Annotated in this window: 13 protein-coding genes; 2 read left to right on the top strand and 11 right to left on the bottom strand. The window is 59.0% G+C overall.

Annotated elements, in window-relative coordinates; all coding sequences use genetic code 11:
- The 11 genes from BV106_RS26090 to BV106_RS26035 form a co-directional block, all read right to left on the bottom strand.
- Window positions 1–194 (bottom strand): hypothetical protein (locus BV106_RS26090; RefSeq protein ID WP_038169635.1); only part of this gene is annotated, 194 nt, incomplete at its 3' end.
- A 27-nt stretch (window positions 195–221) separates the two neighbouring features.
- Complete coding sequence (locus BV106_RS26085) at window positions 222–1,343, bottom strand: glycosyltransferase (RefSeq protein WP_265596077.1); 1,122 nt, start codon at window positions 1,341–1,343, stop codon at window positions 222–224.
- Entirely contained in the window at window positions 1,304–2,434 is a 1,131-nt protein-coding gene (locus BV106_RS26080; RefSeq protein ID WP_265596076.1) for a hypothetical protein, read from the bottom strand. The genes BV106_RS26085 and BV106_RS26080 overlap by 40 nt, the downstream gene beginning before the upstream one ends.
- 180 nt (window positions 2,435–2,614) lie before the next feature.
- The gene (locus tag BV106_RS26075; RefSeq protein WP_038169630.1) at window positions 2,615–3,067 is read right to left on the bottom strand and encodes a hypothetical protein; all 453 of its coding nucleotides are present in this window, start codon (window positions 3,065–3,067) and stop codon (window positions 2,615–2,617) included.
- Complete coding sequence (locus BV106_RS26070) at window positions 3,060–3,815, bottom strand: hypothetical protein (RefSeq protein WP_038169629.1); 756 nt, start codon at window positions 3,813–3,815, stop codon at window positions 3,060–3,062. Before BV106_RS26070 ends, BV106_RS26075 begins: the two co-directional genes overlap by 8 nt.
- Window positions 3,816–3,935: 120 nt before the next feature.
- Window positions 3,936–5,228 (bottom strand): hypothetical protein, encoded by a 1,293-nt coding sequence (locus BV106_RS26065; RefSeq protein WP_038169628.1) that lies wholly within the window; start codon window positions 5,226–5,228, stop codon window positions 3,936–3,938.
- 19 nt (window positions 5,229–5,247) lie between these two features.
- Window positions 5,248–7,053 carry a glycosyltransferase gene (locus BV106_RS26060; RefSeq protein ID WP_081892289.1) on the bottom strand — a complete coding sequence of 602 codons (1,806 nt, stop codon included), beginning with the start codon at window positions 7,051–7,053 and terminating at the stop codon, window positions 5,248–5,250.
- Window positions 7,054–8,766: 1,713 nt separating this feature from the next.
- Window positions 8,767–11,238, bottom strand: a complete 2,472-nt coding sequence (locus BV106_RS36275; protein ID WP_051946348.1) for a DEAD/DEAH box helicase — start codon at window positions 11,236–11,238, stop codon at window positions 8,767–8,769.
- 67 nt (window positions 11,239–11,305) lie between these two features.
- Window positions 11,306–13,768: a hypothetical protein gene (locus BV106_RS26045; protein ID WP_038169625.1), complete on the bottom strand. Its 2,463-nt coding sequence runs from the start codon at window positions 13,766–13,768 to the stop codon at window positions 11,306–11,308.
- 54 nt (window positions 13,769–13,822) lie between these two features.
- Complete coding sequence (locus tag BV106_RS26040) at window positions 13,823–14,425, bottom strand: hypothetical protein (protein ID WP_265596075.1); 603 nt, start codon at window positions 14,423–14,425, stop codon at window positions 13,823–13,825.
- A gap of 57 nt (window positions 14,426–14,482) precedes the next feature.
- Complete coding sequence (locus tag BV106_RS26035; protein WP_038169623.1) at window positions 14,483–14,833, bottom strand: FmdB family zinc ribbon protein; 351 nt, start codon at window positions 14,831–14,833, stop codon at window positions 14,483–14,485.
- A gap of 181 nt (window positions 14,834–15,014) precedes the next feature.
- Here BV106_RS26035 and BV106_RS26030 point away from each other — a divergent pair, with 181 nt between their 5' ends.
- Window positions 15,015–15,665, top strand: a complete 651-nt coding sequence (locus BV106_RS26030; protein WP_038169622.1) for a L,D-transpeptidase family protein — start codon at window positions 15,015–15,017, stop codon at window positions 15,663–15,665.
- Window positions 15,666–15,706: 41 nt separating this feature from the next.
- Complete coding sequence (locus BV106_RS26025) at window positions 15,707–16,039, top strand: rhodanese-like domain-containing protein (protein WP_038169621.1); 333 nt, start codon at window positions 15,707–15,709, stop codon at window positions 16,037–16,039.
- The last annotated feature ends 67 nt before the right edge of the window (window positions 16,040–16,106 follow it).

Here is a 16,106-nt window from a genome sequence, read left to right as displayed (position 1 = left end):
TCTTGCACCAGCAACTCACCGATATGCACTTGTATGAGATCTGCCAGGCGCTGGGTGTCAGCTGCAGTGGTTTGCACGCTCACCATCATAAAGCCTCGGGCCAGCGCCGGTTGCAGGATGATCTTATTGCCCGTGAACTCCATGATGCCTTTGCTGCCAGCCGCCAGACCTATGGCAGCCCCCGTCTCGTGCACGCCCTGCGGCGCAAAGAGCTACCGGATCTAAATACAGAGCCACCGACGCAGCCATTTGGGAACTTTCTTCAGGACAAGGTCGGCCTGTTTGCCCTTCTGCTTTGCATTGGCAAGTTGTTCCTTCAGGCTGGCATTGCGCTCTTTGAGCTGGGAGACTTTTCCTTGAAGATCGTGGTTCTTGAATCTTAAGATGCTGTTTTGGTCCTCTGCCAAAGCAAGAGCATCGCTTGATGCGGCCCTCTTGTGGATCTCGAGGCCAGGCTCAATATTCCAGAACAACTCTTTGATGTAGACGGAACAGTCAGGCACCGTCTGCTCAACCAGCCAACGGAGCTCTTCCTGATAACCACGGAGAAAATAGATGTCGAAGATCTCATCCCTGCTCAGGTGATGAGCATGGCTGCCTGTGGGATGCATCACAAAAGTGCCGCAGAGGTGAAGGTAAAAGGCAGCCTTCATGTCTCGGGCGTTTTTGATCCCAAAAAGAGTATCTGCTCCATGTCCTGCATCTTCCGGGAAAGGGTGGCCTTTTAGATACTCCGTCCGGTAGAGATTGCTGGCCGAGCTGCACAGCCAGTTGTTGATACAGGGCGGATGCGCAGCCTTCAGAGCAAAGGCCACCAGGTCCGGGCCCGAGAGAAGGATGACATCCTGATCTGCCTTCTTCTCCAACAGTCGGTGGATTGGCCATAGGCGTCCACTGTTGGGCCGGAAATCGTTGTCAAGAAACTGGGGAGGAGAAACCACCACATCCACCTGGTGACTCCTAAATACTGAATCCAGTGCGGTGAGATCTCGTTCTGAAATCGCATCGCCAGCGGTCGAGATGTAAGTCACCGGCCGCGTCGCAGTCTGAATGCCAAAGTTCCATGCAGCATAGAGACCGGGAGGGCGGTTGTAAATCTTCACATTTGGAAACGGAAACGCCGATGCAATCAACTCCCGCGTGCCATCTGTGGAGTCGCTATCCACCACGATAACTTCGCCAGCTTTGGGTAGCCACTCCTGAAGTACGGGAACTGAGTGGGCAATCAGTGGCCGGCAGTTGCGGGTCGGCATGATCACGGAGATGTGTTCAAACATGAATTCTGAATTTCGCTGGCAGAGTGTTACTTGAAAGGCTGTTTTCTCCAGGAAGGCTTTTTCCAAGGCATGAGATTCCAGCCGAAGCGCGTCCAACGATTCATTAAGGTGGAAAGACGGCTCTTCAGCATTTCGATGATGGCTTTTTGGTCCCTAACCTGTTTCCGAAGCGTCTCGATTTTTGACAGCAAGTGGGGATGAACTTTTTGGAAACTTTGAATCTTCTCATTCGCCTCAGCGAGAGCCGAGCTTACATCTCTCCAATTCAGGAAAGCGTCGATTCTGCACTTCTCGGTGTGCTCAAGCAGGTCATAAAGCTCGTTCATCTGCCCCTGGAGAGTTTGGGCTGATGCCTGGCGAGCGAGAGGCGGAACTCCCACGAGATAACTCCGGCCAACCGATGGGCCCTCGTCCTTGGGGCACAGCCACAACGGCGGCACCGAATGCACGACTTGGCTCTCCGGGGCGAAGTACATGGCTCCCCGGGAGACATTCGAAGCTCCACAGGCCAGATGTCCGCAGCGCGAAAGCAACAAGGCGTCCAGCAACACCTCCAGCCCAAGGAGGTAGCGGTGACGATCGCGGTCCCTTTCGAAGAGCCACTTGAAGCCTGCTTCGCGTGGCATATCGATATGAGCCATCGCAGTGCGATGAGCCGGAATCGTGAGGAGGCGTTCTCTGAACTGGCTTCGAAACAGAGCGACTGTCTCCAACTCGTCACACGCGAGAAAGATCTTCCGATAGGAGAACTCTTGATCGAGCAGGATGGCCTGCTCTAGATAGGTTTCAGCGGTATTAGGCGCTGGATGCAAAGGGGGCCGGTGCTTCCGCATATCCGTACCGCGGACATGAACTCCCAGCATGTCCCCACCGGCCCCTAACGGGATGATGGCGTCAACTCTGTCCCGAATGTCCGGTTTAAGCCGGATGTACTTTTCGACAAGCCCACGTCCTCTGGCAAGTAGGTCAAGAGGCGGTATCACCGGAGGAGATTCGGTTGTGAAACGTCCGGCAATGAGCCCCCCGTTGTCCAATGGGTCCTGAGTCAACGCCTCTCTCAGCGATAGAGAACCAGGCTGATGAAAATAGTATTCCCAGGCATTCATCACGCCATCCACGGGCTCATCTTCGTTGTAGAGTGTAGGATTGCGCTCCATGTCTATCACCGGAACCAGACCGCTACGGTCCGCATAGTCCAGCCCGTGAAGCACGCAGGAAAAATTTGACCAGAAACCGCACCCCGGCGGGGGGCGATAAATGATGTAGGGGCGCGGGGAACTGGAGGACACTACGTTCAAGGGTCGAATGAGGCAGGAAGATTGCGCATACAGGACTCTTTACTCCTTTAACTCATTCCGATGTGGTTCAGAAAAAGTGCCGTTCTCCCTTTTCGGCGTTCTTCCCTTCGCCTTGCGCAGATCTCTCTTGAGCGAGCGTAGCATCCAGGCCTTGACATTCAATATCCAGAAGACTGGAGAGGATCTCCGCATTTCGTCCAGGCGACCATCCACGTATTTCAAAACTTGGCGCTCAGGAAAGGTGCTATAGGCACGGTTCCTCTCTTGCAGCGCTTTTCGTTCCTGTTGCAACTGCGCAATTTTGAGCCGCAACTCCTGCTTCTGCGTCTGGAGAGCCTCGATGGTGCTTTTGCGCTCCGAGACCACGCGTTGGATGTCGTCACGTTGTTCGGCCAGTGCATGATTCAGCCCGGACTGCCGTTGTTTGAGTTCCAGCAGGCCCTTGTCTCTCGCATGCAGCATCTGCCACAAGCGGTGTTCATGTTCATTCATAGGAGGCGAGGCGATCGAGTTCCTGAAACATTGGGGGTGCTGGTACCGGTTTTTCAACTCCCTTAACCCTGTTTAAGGAAGCGGATTCGGGTTTGGTACCAAGAGTATTGTTTCCCGTACAAGATTGATACTGGTGGAATTCATCAATGCTCGTTGGTTCGATCAACCCCAGTGTCCTTGCCATGGACTGCGTGCTTTGCAACGGCTCTTTCCTGATGCTTTCGAGGAAAAACTTGGGCATCCCTGTCCGGTTTATTTCCTTAAGATAAGCCTCATAGCAGGCACAGAAATCTTCTTCACTCAACGCGGAGCACTGTACGAGGTATTTGCGCATAGAAAGGTAAACTTCGTAGGAGCGACGAATGACTGCGATCCCCCTGACTCCCCAACCGGCGGAATGCAGGTACTCCCAACTCTCAAGAATGCCACTCGGTTGCTGGCCGGGTCTGAGCCCCGGCAAAAAGTTCACCACCGGCCAATCTCGCAAACAGAGCAATTTGCCCTGCTTTTCCACCAATGCGGCTGCCACCTTCACTTGCTCCAGATAGGGCAGAGCATCAAAGGCAGCAACTTCATCTGGTGAAAGCAATTGATGCCAACGTTGAAGCTGAAGACCGAATGGCAGTGCCGATTCATTCACGCCGACTTCGCATGCAATCAGCACCTCCGGACAGCATGCCAAAAGCTGGTTGGCAAGAGTCCCGCCAGACCTGGCAAATGCGTAAAATATTTTTACACTCTGTTTCAACGGACGGAAAAGTAAATGGTTTTAGGGATAAGGGAGCGATGCCCATTTCTCACCGGCATCTATAGCTCCTGGATTCTTGTGCAGGGCACATTTCGTATCGGGTGGGGAGAAGGTGGGAAGTTATTTGAAAGGTTGTTTCCTCCAGGAGGGCTTGCTCCAGGGCATCAGACCCCAGCCAAGACGTGTCCAACGATTGATCAAGATGGAAATGCGGCTCTTCAGCATTTTAATGGTCTCGGCCTGCACCTGGAGCCTACCCTGGAGTTTTTCCAGCTTGGCGAGCAATTGAGATTTTTCCCGCTGGAGCTTTGCGATTTTCTCCCGAAGTTGAATGCTTTCCCTGTTGATGCTCGCAACGGCTTCAATGTGGTGCCTCACCTCCGGGTTGTTCTGTTGGGCCGCTGCTCTGCCATTTTCCGCGTATTCCAGCAATTGGTGCAGTTCCTTGATCTGGCCCCGCAGCACGGCAGCCGATGGCGTGCGTGAAAGAGACGGAGCATCCGCCATGTATGCCTTGCCCACGGATGCCTCGTCCACACTGGGGCACATCCATAGCGGAGTGATAGGGTGCACAATTTGGCTCTCCGCAGCGAAATACATGGCCGCTTGAGACACATTGGACGCGCCGCAGGCCAGATGCCCACAACGTGAGAGCAGCAATGCGTCCAGCAATACCTCAAGCCCAAGCAGGTATCGATGTTGGTGGCGCTTCCCGTCGAAAAGCCACTTGTAGTCCCAATCAACTGGATCGTCCAGTTGATCCATGGTGGAGCGGTGTGCAGGCAGGGTCAGGAGACGATCACCAAAGTGCTCGTGAAACAAAGTCAGCGTTTCCTGCTCGTCACAGGCCAGAAAGACTCGCGAATATCCAAAGTCCTGATCGAGCAACCTGGCCTGCTCCAGGTAGGTCTCAGGAGTGCTGGGGATCGGGTGATATGGAGGACGTTTCTTCCGCATGTCCGTGCCACGCACATGGACGCCCAGCATGTCCTTGCTGGTATTCCCTGAAGTGAACGCATCCAGCTTGGCAAGGATGTCAGGCTTGAGTCGAACATATTTGCGGACAAGCTCCCGGCCCCTGACGAGAACTTCCGGCGGAGGCACCACAACATGGTAGTTGCCGCTGAAGGGGCCAGTGACATCGCCCGCGTTATCCAGTGGCTGGCGATCCAGCGCCTCAGCCAGCGTCAGGGAGCTGGGTTGATGGAAATAATACTCCCAGGCGTTCGTCACGCCGTCCACAGGTTCATCCTCGTTGTAGCGCGTAGGGTGTCGCTCCATGTCGATGACGGGAATCAGACCATGGCGGTCTGCATGGTCCAGTCCCTGGAGCACACAGGAAAAGTTTGACCAGAAGCCCCATCCTGGCGAGGGGCGGTAGATGATGTAAGGTCGCTGGGAACTGGAGGACATTTATTTGGGTTAGAGGCGCTCAGGAAACGAGACTGTCCGACGATAGACAAACTAAAAAATCATTCAATGGCAACAAATGCCAAAATGAGATGATGGCCAGGATCCGGAGTCGCCTTAGCAGCTTGAAGATCCAGCGCTTCCGTATGGCGCGGTTACTTTCCTTTTCTTCCGCAAGCCGCTTTTGAGTCGCTTTCAATTCCCTGTCGGTTGCGGTCAGCCGCTTTTGAAGGGAGGATTCCCGCTTCCGGAAAGCCTCCAGGTCCAGCCTGAGCCTGCCGACTTCATCCCCCAATTCAGCGATGGCCAGGGAAATCTGCCCTGCAAGATAGATTTGGGATCTGCCTTCAGGAGTGTCGGCCATTCGTCTTACCTCGCTATTGGTAAAATGGGCCTGCATCTGGTTGTGCAGCATTCGTCCAGCCGTGTACGACTGGTCAAATGAGTTTACCCGGATGTGGTAGTGGGCCAATGGTTCGGGATGCATCAAAATCTCCGTCACTCGAAGGCAGCGAAGGTTAAATTCCCAATCCTCCGCCACAGGCAGGTCCTCCCGGTACCCGCCCAACTCTGACCAGAGGGACTGTTCGTAAAGGAATCCGTGAATGACGATTTGGTTCCTGCCTGTCTGCCGGGTGAGGAGGAGCGGCTTCATCTCCCCGCCGCTATGGGTGCGGTGACTTTCCACCAGTTCACCGCTTTTATTGATGGATTCATGAACCATCGCATACTGGCAGGCAGCAGCACGAGGTGCGATGGCGACATTGCTTAGTAAAGTTGCGGCGAGCCGTTCCAGGCAGGTATGATGCCAGGTGTCGTCGTCATCCAAGGCAATGATCCAGTAGCCGGTGGCCACCGCAATGCCCTGATTCAATAGAGCGCCCAGGCTGCTTTCGGGGCGAGCCCTGACGATTCGGGCTTGAAGACCATGGGCGCACTTGGCAGCTTCCAAGAGTTCCGGAGCATAAGTCAGCGCCTCTTCGTGGGCCACAACTATAAGTTCCACGTGGGGGTAGCTCTGCTGGACGATGGACTCCAGCGCCCGCCGCATGAGTTGTGGGCGGTTCCGCGTGCGCATGATGACGGAGATGCGAGGCAGCGTAGCGTCGGCTGCTGGTGAAGCAGCATCGGGCACGTACTGCCGGACATGTCCCTGAGCATGAAGCCAGCTGTAGAGGGCGCTTGGGTTTCGATTAAGAAACTGCTGCCTGCCATGGATTTCCCTCGGCAGGGAATTCTGCCTTTGGTAGGCGCTGTCCATGGGGATCGTCTCATCATGATTAGGATGGGCGTGACGCAAGACGACATCCTGTGCATCTATCACGACGGAATCTCGATACGCTCTAAAGCTAAACTCATCATCCGAGTAAAGACCACGGTAGCTTGGTGCTAGGAAGAATCCCTGCTGTTCATAACGAGCCCTGGTACAGATAGCCATGCACAGCAGGTCATCATGGCGGTGTCCGTCGGAGATTCTCAGCACCCGCGGTGCCTCAAGATCACCCAATCTCGCGGTAAAAACGTCATCCCAGCCAGGAATAGGCTCCCAGTCATCGGAGAGCTGAACCAGCACCCTCCCTCGGGCATTGGCGGCTGCCAGATTCCAAGCGGCAACGCAGCCCCCATTCGGTATTTGGACGACACGATGGGGAAAGGCGCTCAACGCCACGCAGGATGCCTCATCGTCAGCATCAATGGCAAACAGATGCTCTACCTGATCAGGGTTGCTTGCCGCGGACAACCAGGTGTTTCGACATTGAAGTGCCAACTCTGGACGGTCTCGAGTGGCATGGAGAAGTGAAATAGCCGGAAGAGGTGGTGAAGCCATTTGGAATCGCTAAGAGAGAAATAGTTATTTCTGAATCGACTCTATTGTCGAGGCGCGTATCCTTATGGATAAAGTCCCAGAAATTTGCGCAGTCATACTAGGTGACCGAGAGGTGGGCACAAGCAATTCCTGAGCGAAACAGGCAGGAGCATATGGATTTGCCCCGGTACTGGAATTCGTTGCTGCTTTCCTCGTCCCGCACTCGTAGTTGACGGCGCTGTCATCGGGTAAATGAACCCTGCAAGCCGTTGCTGGGTGATTCGATGCTTTCACCGTGGGCGTACCATCATCCACGGCTACATGGTAGCTTTGAGCAGGTGAGGCAGCGAATCGTTGTGCCGTATGCCGCCTGGTTGAGAATGTTACCCGATGACCGCGAGGTATTGTCTGCACTTGTCACCGTCGCGACCACGCCACCTGGATCATGGCTCATGCTGACCCGCCGCGCGACCGGCGTAGTGAGAAAGCGAGGTTCTTCTCGGGAGATGAAAATGGGGCTGCAACGTTCTGGGGCACTGCCAAGAGCCCAGGCTTGAATGTCGCTGGGTATCGGCATACATAGCTTGCGACATGGCCAAGCAGGTGGTGTTTCGCACTCGTTTCTAGAAGCCAGGCTCAGAGGGACAGATGCCTTGATGAGCGGCTAACGAAGACAGCTCTAGATTACGGGACTGGGTGTTGGAGTGTTCTGATGATAGATGAAGCCGCTCTGGTGACCAGCATGATGCTTGCGCGGAATTTTAATTTGACCATTGGAAATGGCGGCTTTATGCGCATCACTGAGTAGCATCATTTATGGGCAGAGTGTATTGGTTTTATGGACTCTCGGGGGCTGGAAAGACCACCCTCGCTACAGGTTTTGCCGCCTGGTTAAAGGCGCGAGGAGTCACCGCTGTAATCCTTGATGGCGACCAACTGAGAAGCGGTGTGTGCAAAGATCTGGGCTTTAGCTCTGAAGAGAGACTCGAAAACATACGGCGTGCGGCAGAAATAGCCAAGCTCCTCGCACGACAAGGAAACATCGTTCTGGCAGCCTTAATGTCCCCTGAGACCTCCATGCGTCGGATCGCACGAGAAATAACGAGCCCAGTCCCTTTCTATGAGGTTTACCTGGAGTGCGCCGTTGAGGTCTGTGTGAAAAGAGACACGAAAGGCCTCTACTCGAAGGCTCTCAGCAAATCCCTCACAGATCTTCCAGGCATCGATCGTCGTTTTGATCCGCCCTCATGCCCGGACCTGCATTTGACCACGCATTCAACGACCTACGCGGGGTGCCTGGAAGAGATTTGCATTCACTATGCTTCGCTTCCCGATGGGACGTAGCGACTACTGTCAAAATTTATTCCTTTTCTCCTGGCCGGCCGACGCATGGCGCTTGCGGGAGCAGCGTCGGACTCACCAAGGATCGCCTGCAACTCGATTTCCCGTCGCTAAAATATTTGGGCGATGGCAAGAGGTTGCTTGAGCTTTGCCAACGAGTGTTCGGACAGAATTCGAATCATGGCGGGAGTGTGGCGACAAAACTGGGAGACAAGTCTGAGAACTGCGTCGACTAAACGAGCATGGCGAAGGGGCAGAAGAAGTAAGCAGCCGCACATCGGAAAGATGAAACGGACGCGGCAGGGTCTTCGGACACACCACGTTCTCACAAGCGCCGTCACGACTGCCGGATACCCCCTTATCCCTCTTCCCTTACCCCTTGACCCTCTCTCCTCAATAGCGCATGAAGAAGTGCTTGGGGCGATCGTGCTTTTGCTTCGGGGTAAGCGGAGGCACGTGAAAGTTCATGGTCAGCGCTCCGGAGCTGGCTTGTTTCTCCAGCAATACAACGCAGGCGGCTTTCAACTGTTGCCAGCGGTCCCAATCGTGGGCCGGCGCATGCACGACATGGCGTAGGAGGCTGAGCCATTCCACGTGGGCCCGGGTCAGGTCACCCTCTGCCACGACGTCTTGGTGCGGTGAGGGGCGGGTGACCCCGTGGCCTTCCAGCAGCCCAAGCAGCTCGGCCGTGCCTTCGCCATAGCCGATGGGGAGACCGGCCTCCAGATAACCAGCATGGTTCACATAGCCATAGATGCCCCGGCAGGCGGCGGCCAGTCGCTCGCTGCCCCCGGGCTCGGTCATCTCCAAGCGGCAGTCGGAGCGCAGATTGGCCATGTGGATGGCCAGCTCATCTGCGGGATAAGAGTCGTCTTCCAGCGCTGCGGCGATGGCGAGGCCTTCTCCATGTTGGAAATAACTGAAGATGACCCCACGGCGGGTGGGGGAGCCGTCACTGTCCACCAGGCCGAGGGTGCGCCAGGCATGCACCGGGGTGCCTGGCTTGGCCGTCTGGTCCGGCACGGTGGAGTTCATCTGGAAGCCCGTTTCCGTCGTCCGCTGCACGGTGCGCTCCTCAGGCGTCACCACCCAGCGCCCCAGGCTGTCCTGGAGGGCGGTCACGAGCTGGGTGGAGTAGTCAAACTGGGCCCAGAGCAGGTTGTCCTTCACCTGCGTGCCCAGGAGGTTGGTTCCTGGAAAGTGAGCCCCCAGGCGGGGCAGGGCCTTCTCCCGGATCTGCTCCTCATTCAGCACCTGCAGGTGTGGGGGGATCTTGAGCAGTTTCCTTAAACTCTGGGTGGGCGCAATGCCGGGTGGCCCTTCCTCCGGCGGTTTGCCGAGCGCAGTTTCCCTGCCGTAGAGCTGCGAGCCCTCCCTGCGGACCAGCTTGAAGATCCTGCCGGGGGCTCCGGGTAAATCGCGAACATACCCAGCATCCCCCAAGGCCGGGCCATGATAGCCTTCCGTGGCGCGCCAGGCTTCCGCCAGCGAGACCTGGGCTTCCTTCTTCACCTTGAGCTCCTCCCACTGGCCTTCGCTGTTGCGCATTTCATGCCGGGTGCCGGTGAGGCCAAAGAGTGCTCCGGGCCGACCCGCGGGAGCCACGGCGGCAGGATCCGTTGTTTCCTCAAGACCGAGCTCCGGTGGAACATTGGCAAACAAGCGCTGGGCAAACTCCGTGGCGGCCTGGAAGGGATTGCGCCCGTCCAGGGCCGCCCTACGCATGATGCGCAGGAACAACGGCCAGGACAGCTTGGTGCTCCGGCGCAGTCTGGCGGAACGCGCATCTGCCAGCGTGGGACTGGTGCGGGATGTCAGCACGTAGCCGCGCTCATCCAGGCCACGCCTGCCAGCGCGGCCGTACATCTGCAGCAGCTCGTCCGCGGCCAGTTGCTGCTCCATGGTGCCGTCATGGTACATGGTGGAGGAGACGTGCACGCTCCGGACGGAGAAGTTGATGCCAGCGGCCAGCCCCATGGTGGAGACGATGACGCGGAGCTGCCCACCCTTGGCCAGTGGCTCCACCAGGCCGGCCCGCACCGGATAGCTGAGGCCGCTGTGATGGTAGGCGATGCGCTTCTCCAGCAGGGCGGTGACTTCCTTGCCCGCCAGAGACTTCTGTTCCTGGGTCAGCGAGAGCGGCTCCCCCTGTGGCAACTGATCGGCGAGCTGTTTGGCGATCTTTTCCGCGTCCTTTCTCCGGGGGGCAAAGATGAGCAGCGGGCCCAGATCAGCCATGAGGGCGCTGGCGGCAAACTTGGGCCAGTAGCCCTCCAGGCCGCGCACTTTCTGCGGCAGCACTTCCACCGGCGTCTCTTCCAGGGGAACAGGCCGCTCCCGGGCGGAGACCACCTCCACCGTGCGGCCAATTCGCCGCATCCACGCTGCCACATCTTCGGAGTTCTCCACGCTGCCGCTCAGGAGCAGCAGCTTGGTCTTGGGGCCTGCCAGGACGATGGCGCCCTCGTAGTGGCTGCCTCGTGCCGGGTCGCCGATCATCTGGAACTCATCGATCACCAGCAGCTCGGGCCCCTGACCGGTGAGGATGCGCTCGATCTGGGTCTCCAGCGTGGCCACCAGCACGGGAGCGTGCACGTTCACGGCGCGATCTCCCGTGGCCAGCCCCACCTTCCAGCCGGCTTCTGTCCATTCCGCGAACTTGTCGTTGGCCAGGGCCCGGGTGGGCACGGTGTACACCACCTGGCCCTTGGGCGGGGAAGCCTTGACAAAGAGCTCGAAGACGTAGGTCTTCCCGGCGCCTGTCGGGGCGCTCACGATGACATCGCTGCCCGCCCGCAGGTGATTGACCGCGGCGTGCTGCCACAGGTCGGGCAGCTTCAGATGTTGGGTGAGGGCTTCGAACATGGGGGGCGGGGAGGAGGTTCCGGCGCTGCCTCCTGACGGGGTGCGGGAAACAACCTGCGCCGGGAATCTATTCCTCGAACTCCTGCTGGATCGCGTCGAGGTACCGGGAGACGGCGTCAGTCCGGGGGATGGTCTGTTTGTCCAGATCATCCCGGAGCTTCATGTAGTCATCAAAGGCCCCGCTGTAGGTCTGGGTCTGGTCGGCCTTGTACCAGTCCACATAGGTCTCCACCGCCCGTGCCAGCTCACGCACCTCCAGGTGCCGCTTGCGAATGGCGGCAAGCTGTTCCGCCACGCCGGTCTCGCGACCCAGGATGAGGCTCTGGATGACGTCGGTGTACTCGCCAATGAGGGGGCGGTAGAGCGGATGGGCGCGCAGCTTCACGCTGTTGATCTGGTTGAGCGTGCGCTTGAAGATCTCGTTGCGATCCTTGCGTTTGCCCAGCTTGGCGAAGTCTTCCAGAGGCAGCAGGTTGGGGTCAGATGGGCGGGTGCCGGGCAGGGGCAGCGGGGACCCCGTATCCATGCTCACATCTGGTGGGGGCGGAGTGGGATCATCCGTCAGGAGGGGGAGCGGGAACCCCATCCCAGGCGCGGCCATCTGGGGATCGCCGGGAGCGGGGGGTACGGGTGAGAGGCCGGGAGGCAGAGGCTCGTCCGGGCGCCGCTCGCCCGCATTCGTCGGCATGGCGAGCCCCGGGAGGGGTGCTGGCATTTCTCCCGCAGGTTTGCCGGGCTCCTCCTTCACCGGGGCAGGTGGGCCCACGAACTCAGGATCCACCGGCACGATGGCGGGAGCGACTTCTTCCTTGGGGGCATCTTTGGGTTTGTCGGCGTCGTCTTTCTTTTCGTCGCTCTTGGCGGCAGCTTCGGGTTTCGCGGCCGGTTTTTCTACCGTTTCAGCGGGTGGCTTTTTCGTCTGGGCCCTCCGGGCGGTGGTCGACGGTTTGTTGGCCTCGGCAGGAGCAGGAGTTGGTGCGGGAGCAGGAGCCGCCGCGGGGGCTGGCTCCTCTTTCTTCCGGCCGAAGATCCCGCGGAAACCGCGGGGTTTCTTGGTTTCCTCTGCAGGGGCTGCCGCGGCCGCTGGCGTGGTTGTAGGGGCTGTCGCATTGCCCGGCGGCTTGGCCGCAGGTGCGGCGGCAGTGGGAGGCTTGGTCGAAGCCGCGGGTTCACCATCCACATTCTCAGGCTTGGGCCTGATCGGGGCAGCGATCTTCCGGCCCCCGCTGAAGTTGAAGAAACCGCGCTTCTTCGGGGCTTCCGCCTGCGGAGGGGTGGCTGGCGTGTTGGCGGGGGCGGGGGTTGCCGCCGGTGATGCAGCAGGCGTGGACGCAGGCGCAGGGGCGGGCGCAGGTTGGGTGGGCGTGGCAGCCTCTTCTTTGCCTGGCTCTGTCCCGGATTCCTCCTCCTTGTCCTTCCGGCCGAAGCGGAACCAGCTGCGGGATTTCTTCTCGGGCTGGGTTTCCGTGGTCGAGGGCAGGGCTTCTGTAGGCGCTCCTGCGGCAGACTTGGTGCCGGAGTTGGAGTGCTGTTCCGGCACGCGGAAGGTGAGGGCGGGCTCCAGAGCCTCCTCCGTCTGCAGGTAGTTCATCGCCTCGAACGTAGAAGGCGTGGCCAGGGAGGCCATCTGCAGGGTCCACCATTTTTCGAGGCTGTTCTTGGAGACTCCCAGCGTGGGGAAGTGCTCCTTCAGCAGTTCGCGGTCTCCCTTCTTGCCGTTGGCCAGGCCGCTGAGGAAGCGGGAAAAGCGGGCGCTGCCATCGACCTGGTCCAGCAGGGCCAGCACCAGGGCGCAGGAGGAAGTTTCATAGATCCCGCGGGCCAGGGCGTCGAGCTCCTTTGGGTTCGCCTCGATGATGCGGTCGATGCTGTACACCTGGCCGCTGCGGAACACGGCGGCAAAGAGGGCGCTCGGCCGGCTGCGGCTGCGGAACTCCATCGCCTGAGTGACCCCCGTGAGCAGCCATCCGGAAAGGAGCTGGCTGCGGGTGGTCTGCACTTCCTTGTGATTGCGCAGGATGCGCTCTGCCAGAAGCATGCGGACGAGTTCCTTGGAGAAGTCCTCCGTATTGAACTCCTTGCGCAGCTCCACGTTGATCTGCAGGTGGAAGCCTCCGTACGCGAGCTGGCTGAAGCTGGTGGTGATGACCGGCTCGCTCAGATTGATGTTCGGCGGGGTCTTGAGCACCACCACGATGGGGAGGGCAAACCGACCGTCATCTTTGAGCAGTCGGCCCAGATCGATGGCGGTGTCCTCGCACAGCAGGCAGAAGGTGCTCCGGGTCTGGAGGTCGGCCCCGTAGACGATGAACTGCTTGGTCGCACTGGTGGAGCTGGTCACCTGCGCACTCGTATTTACCGTGGTGACGCCAGCGGAAGTCGCCGGGGTGCCGGGGGTGGTGGAGGTCGCGGGCGCACTCAGCAGCCCCTGCTGCGACTGCACCGTGGGAGGAAGGGAGGATGGGCTTTGGGCTGGACCTTGGACTGCGAAGGCGACAGTCAAGGCAGGCAGTAGGGAGGCCAGTCTCATGCGGGATGGGGCGCCGGAGTCTTGCTTGCGCGGGGCTTGCTTGCGGTAGCGGACTTACTTGAGGGCTTCAGAGCGCGGGTCGAGGATCAATCTGTCCTTCTCGAAGCGGATCTTGTTCATTTGAAAAACGGTGTAAATCTCAACTTCGAGGCCTTTGGTCATTGTGTTCAGCGGAGGCAGCAGAGTACACAAGATGCCGCGGGGGAGGGGGAGCCGGCCAAAGCGGCCGTGTCGGGGCTCGATTATGAACTGCCCGCCGCGCCGGTCGATGGTAAAGTTCAATGTGGCGGTGGAAACCAGGCCGAAGGGGCCCTTCCAGGAGAAGCAGGCTTTGGATTCACCCGCTTCCAGATCCAGGGCCACCCGGTCAAACCGTGTCCCCAGCAGGGTGGCGAAGGTCTGGCGGCCTTCCAGCGAGGTGGCCAGATATCGATTCAGCTCTGTTTCAGAGATTTGCAGCTCCGCGTTGCGCCGGAAGACCGCTTGTTCCATGCGGTCGAGCAGGGCGGGAGGTCCCTGCTTCCCGGCGGTGTTTTCCGGGGCTGCATCGAGGCCCTGGATCTGAGACCAGTCCGCAGGGCGATGCATCTGCAGGACAGCCGCCAGCAGGAAGCTGAACCAGACAAGGATGCAGCAGTTGGTAAGGAAGCGCAGCACGGACAGGCGAGGGGGAGGGATGCCGGATCGCACGGGCTGGAGAGCCCGCCCGCGGCATCAAGCTGCCTTGGGCGAAGTCGAAGTGCTGGAGGAAGCAGACGAACTGCTGCCGCTGGAGGCAGGAGTCGAGGGCGTAGAGCTGGAACTGCTGCTGCTGCTGCCACTGGAGCTCGACGCAGAGGATCCGGCGCTGTCCTGCTTGGCGGCCGCCTTGTAGGAATCACTGCGGTAGTCCGTGATGTAGAAGCCCGTGCCCTTGAAGATGAGCCCTGCTCCGCGTCCGATCTTGCGCTTCACTGGGCCGGCGCACTCCTGCTGGGGGCAGTCGGTCAGGTGCGGGTCTTTCATGGACTGCACGGTCTCGAATTGATGACCGCAGGTGGTGCATTCGTATTCGTAGGTCGGCATGGTGGCTGCTTGGGAAGGGGAAAAGATGAGACGGAATCAAACTGATGGCCCATGCAGGCGGGACTGGCAAGGGCAAAGACGACCTTGGAAATACGCACAAGGGGAGGGGAATAGCGCGCCAGAGGATGGACTTTCCGGCGCGATTGTTTCATAGTTTGCGCCTCCCCCCATAAAAGTCTCGATGCAAAACCTTTGTAAACTCCTCAGTCTCCGCCGGTTGTTGTCACTGGTTTCCGCCTCCGCCGCCCTGGTCGGTCTCTCCAGTTGTGCGGACCTCTACTACTATGGTCCGTCCACCACCCTGCGTGGCCAGACGCAATACATGGAGGGGTATGACCCAGGCCTGCCGCGGGGGCAGCAGTTCCGCCAGACGGACAGCTCATCCTGGTGGCGTGGGGACGGGGTGCCCGGCCCGGCCAAGGTGGTGATCTCCCTGGGGCAGCAGCGCGCTTTCTTCTACAAAGGCGGGGAACTGGTGGGTGAGTCTGCCATCTCCTCCGGCGACGAGCAGCATCCCACGCCGACGGGACGCTACTCCATTTCCCAAAAGAATGCGGATCACAAGTCCAGCCAGTACGGCGACTATGTGGACAGCTCCGGCAACGTGGTCGTGGAGAACATTGACCGTCACTCGGATCCCCAACCTCCTGGCACCCGTTATGACGGGGCCATCATGCCGTACTTCATGCGTTTCACCGGTGGCATCGGCATGCATGCGGGCTATCTGCCAGGTTACCCGGCCTCTCACGGCTGCGTGCGCATGCCCCGGGACATGGCTCAGAACTTCTTCCGCAACGTGAGCGTGGGGACCCCGGTGGAAGTGGTTTACTGATTGCTTGCAATCAAACGCATTTCCTCCATCCTCCGCGCTTCATGGACACCGACATCAGCCCTGAGGAACTGGAGCAGCTCATGAAGCAGGAGGGCCCGCGTCCCTTCCGACTGATCGACGTCCGCGAGGAGGACGAGTTCCATATCTGTCGGCTGGAGTGGGCGGAGCTGATCCCGCTTTCCCGATTCATGGAAGACGCCCCTGTCCGGCTGGTGGACAAGGACAAACCCATCGTCGTGTACTGCCATCATGGCATGCGGTCTGCCCGTGCTGCCGCCGCCCTGCGGCGTCTGGGGTATGAGGAGGTTTACAACCTCACCGGCGGCATCGAGGCTTGGGCGGTGCGGATTGATCCGACGATGCGGAGATATTGAGGGGTGGAAAAAATTAGGAATTAGGAATTAGGAATTAGGAATTAGGAATTAGGAATGAGCTGGGAGT

It is taken from the genome of Verrucomicrobium sp. BvORR106 (assembly GCF_000739655.1).
GTDB lineage: Bacteria > Verrucomicrobiota > Verrucomicrobiia > Verrucomicrobiales > Verrucomicrobiaceae > Verrucomicrobium.
Note: the sequence above shows the minus strand (reverse complement) of the source record. Positions and strands in the feature narration are given on the sequence as shown.

Excerpts from the sequence above, each read along its gene's own strand:
- BV106_RS26080 (WP_265596076.1), bottom strand. The coding sequence starts at position 2,434 with ATGGAGCGCAATCCTACACTCTACAACGAAGATGAGCCCGTGGATGGC.
- BV106_RS26075 (WP_038169630.1), bottom strand. The coding sequence starts at position 3,067 with ATGAATGAACATGAACACCGCTTGTGGCAGATGCTGCATGCGAGAGAC.
- BV106_RS26065 (WP_038169628.1), bottom strand. The coding sequence starts at position 5,228 with ATGTCCTCCAGTTCCCAGCGACCTTACATCATCTACCGCCCCTCGCCA.
- BV106_RS26060 (WP_081892289.1), bottom strand. The coding sequence starts at position 7,053 with ATGGCTTCACCACCTCTTCCGGCTATTTCACTTCTCCATGCCACTCGA.
- BV106_RS36275 (WP_051946348.1), bottom strand. The coding sequence starts at position 11,238 with ATGTTCGAAGCCCTCACCCAACATCTGAAGCTGCCCGACCTGTGGCAG.
- BV106_RS26045 (WP_038169625.1), bottom strand. The coding sequence starts at position 13,768 with ATGAGACTGGCCTCCCTACTGCCTGCCTTGACTGTCGCCTTCGCAGTC.
- BV106_RS26035 (WP_038169623.1), bottom strand. The coding sequence starts at position 14,833 with ATGCCGACCTACGAATACGAATGCACCACCTGCGGTCATCAATTCGAG.
- BV106_RS26030 (WP_038169622.1), top strand. The coding sequence starts at position 15,015 with ATGCAAAACCTTTGTAAACTCCTCAGTCTCCGCCGGTTGTTGTCACTG.
- BV106_RS26025 (WP_038169621.1), top strand. The coding sequence starts at position 15,707 with ATGGACACCGACATCAGCCCTGAGGAACTGGAGCAGCTCATGAAGCAG.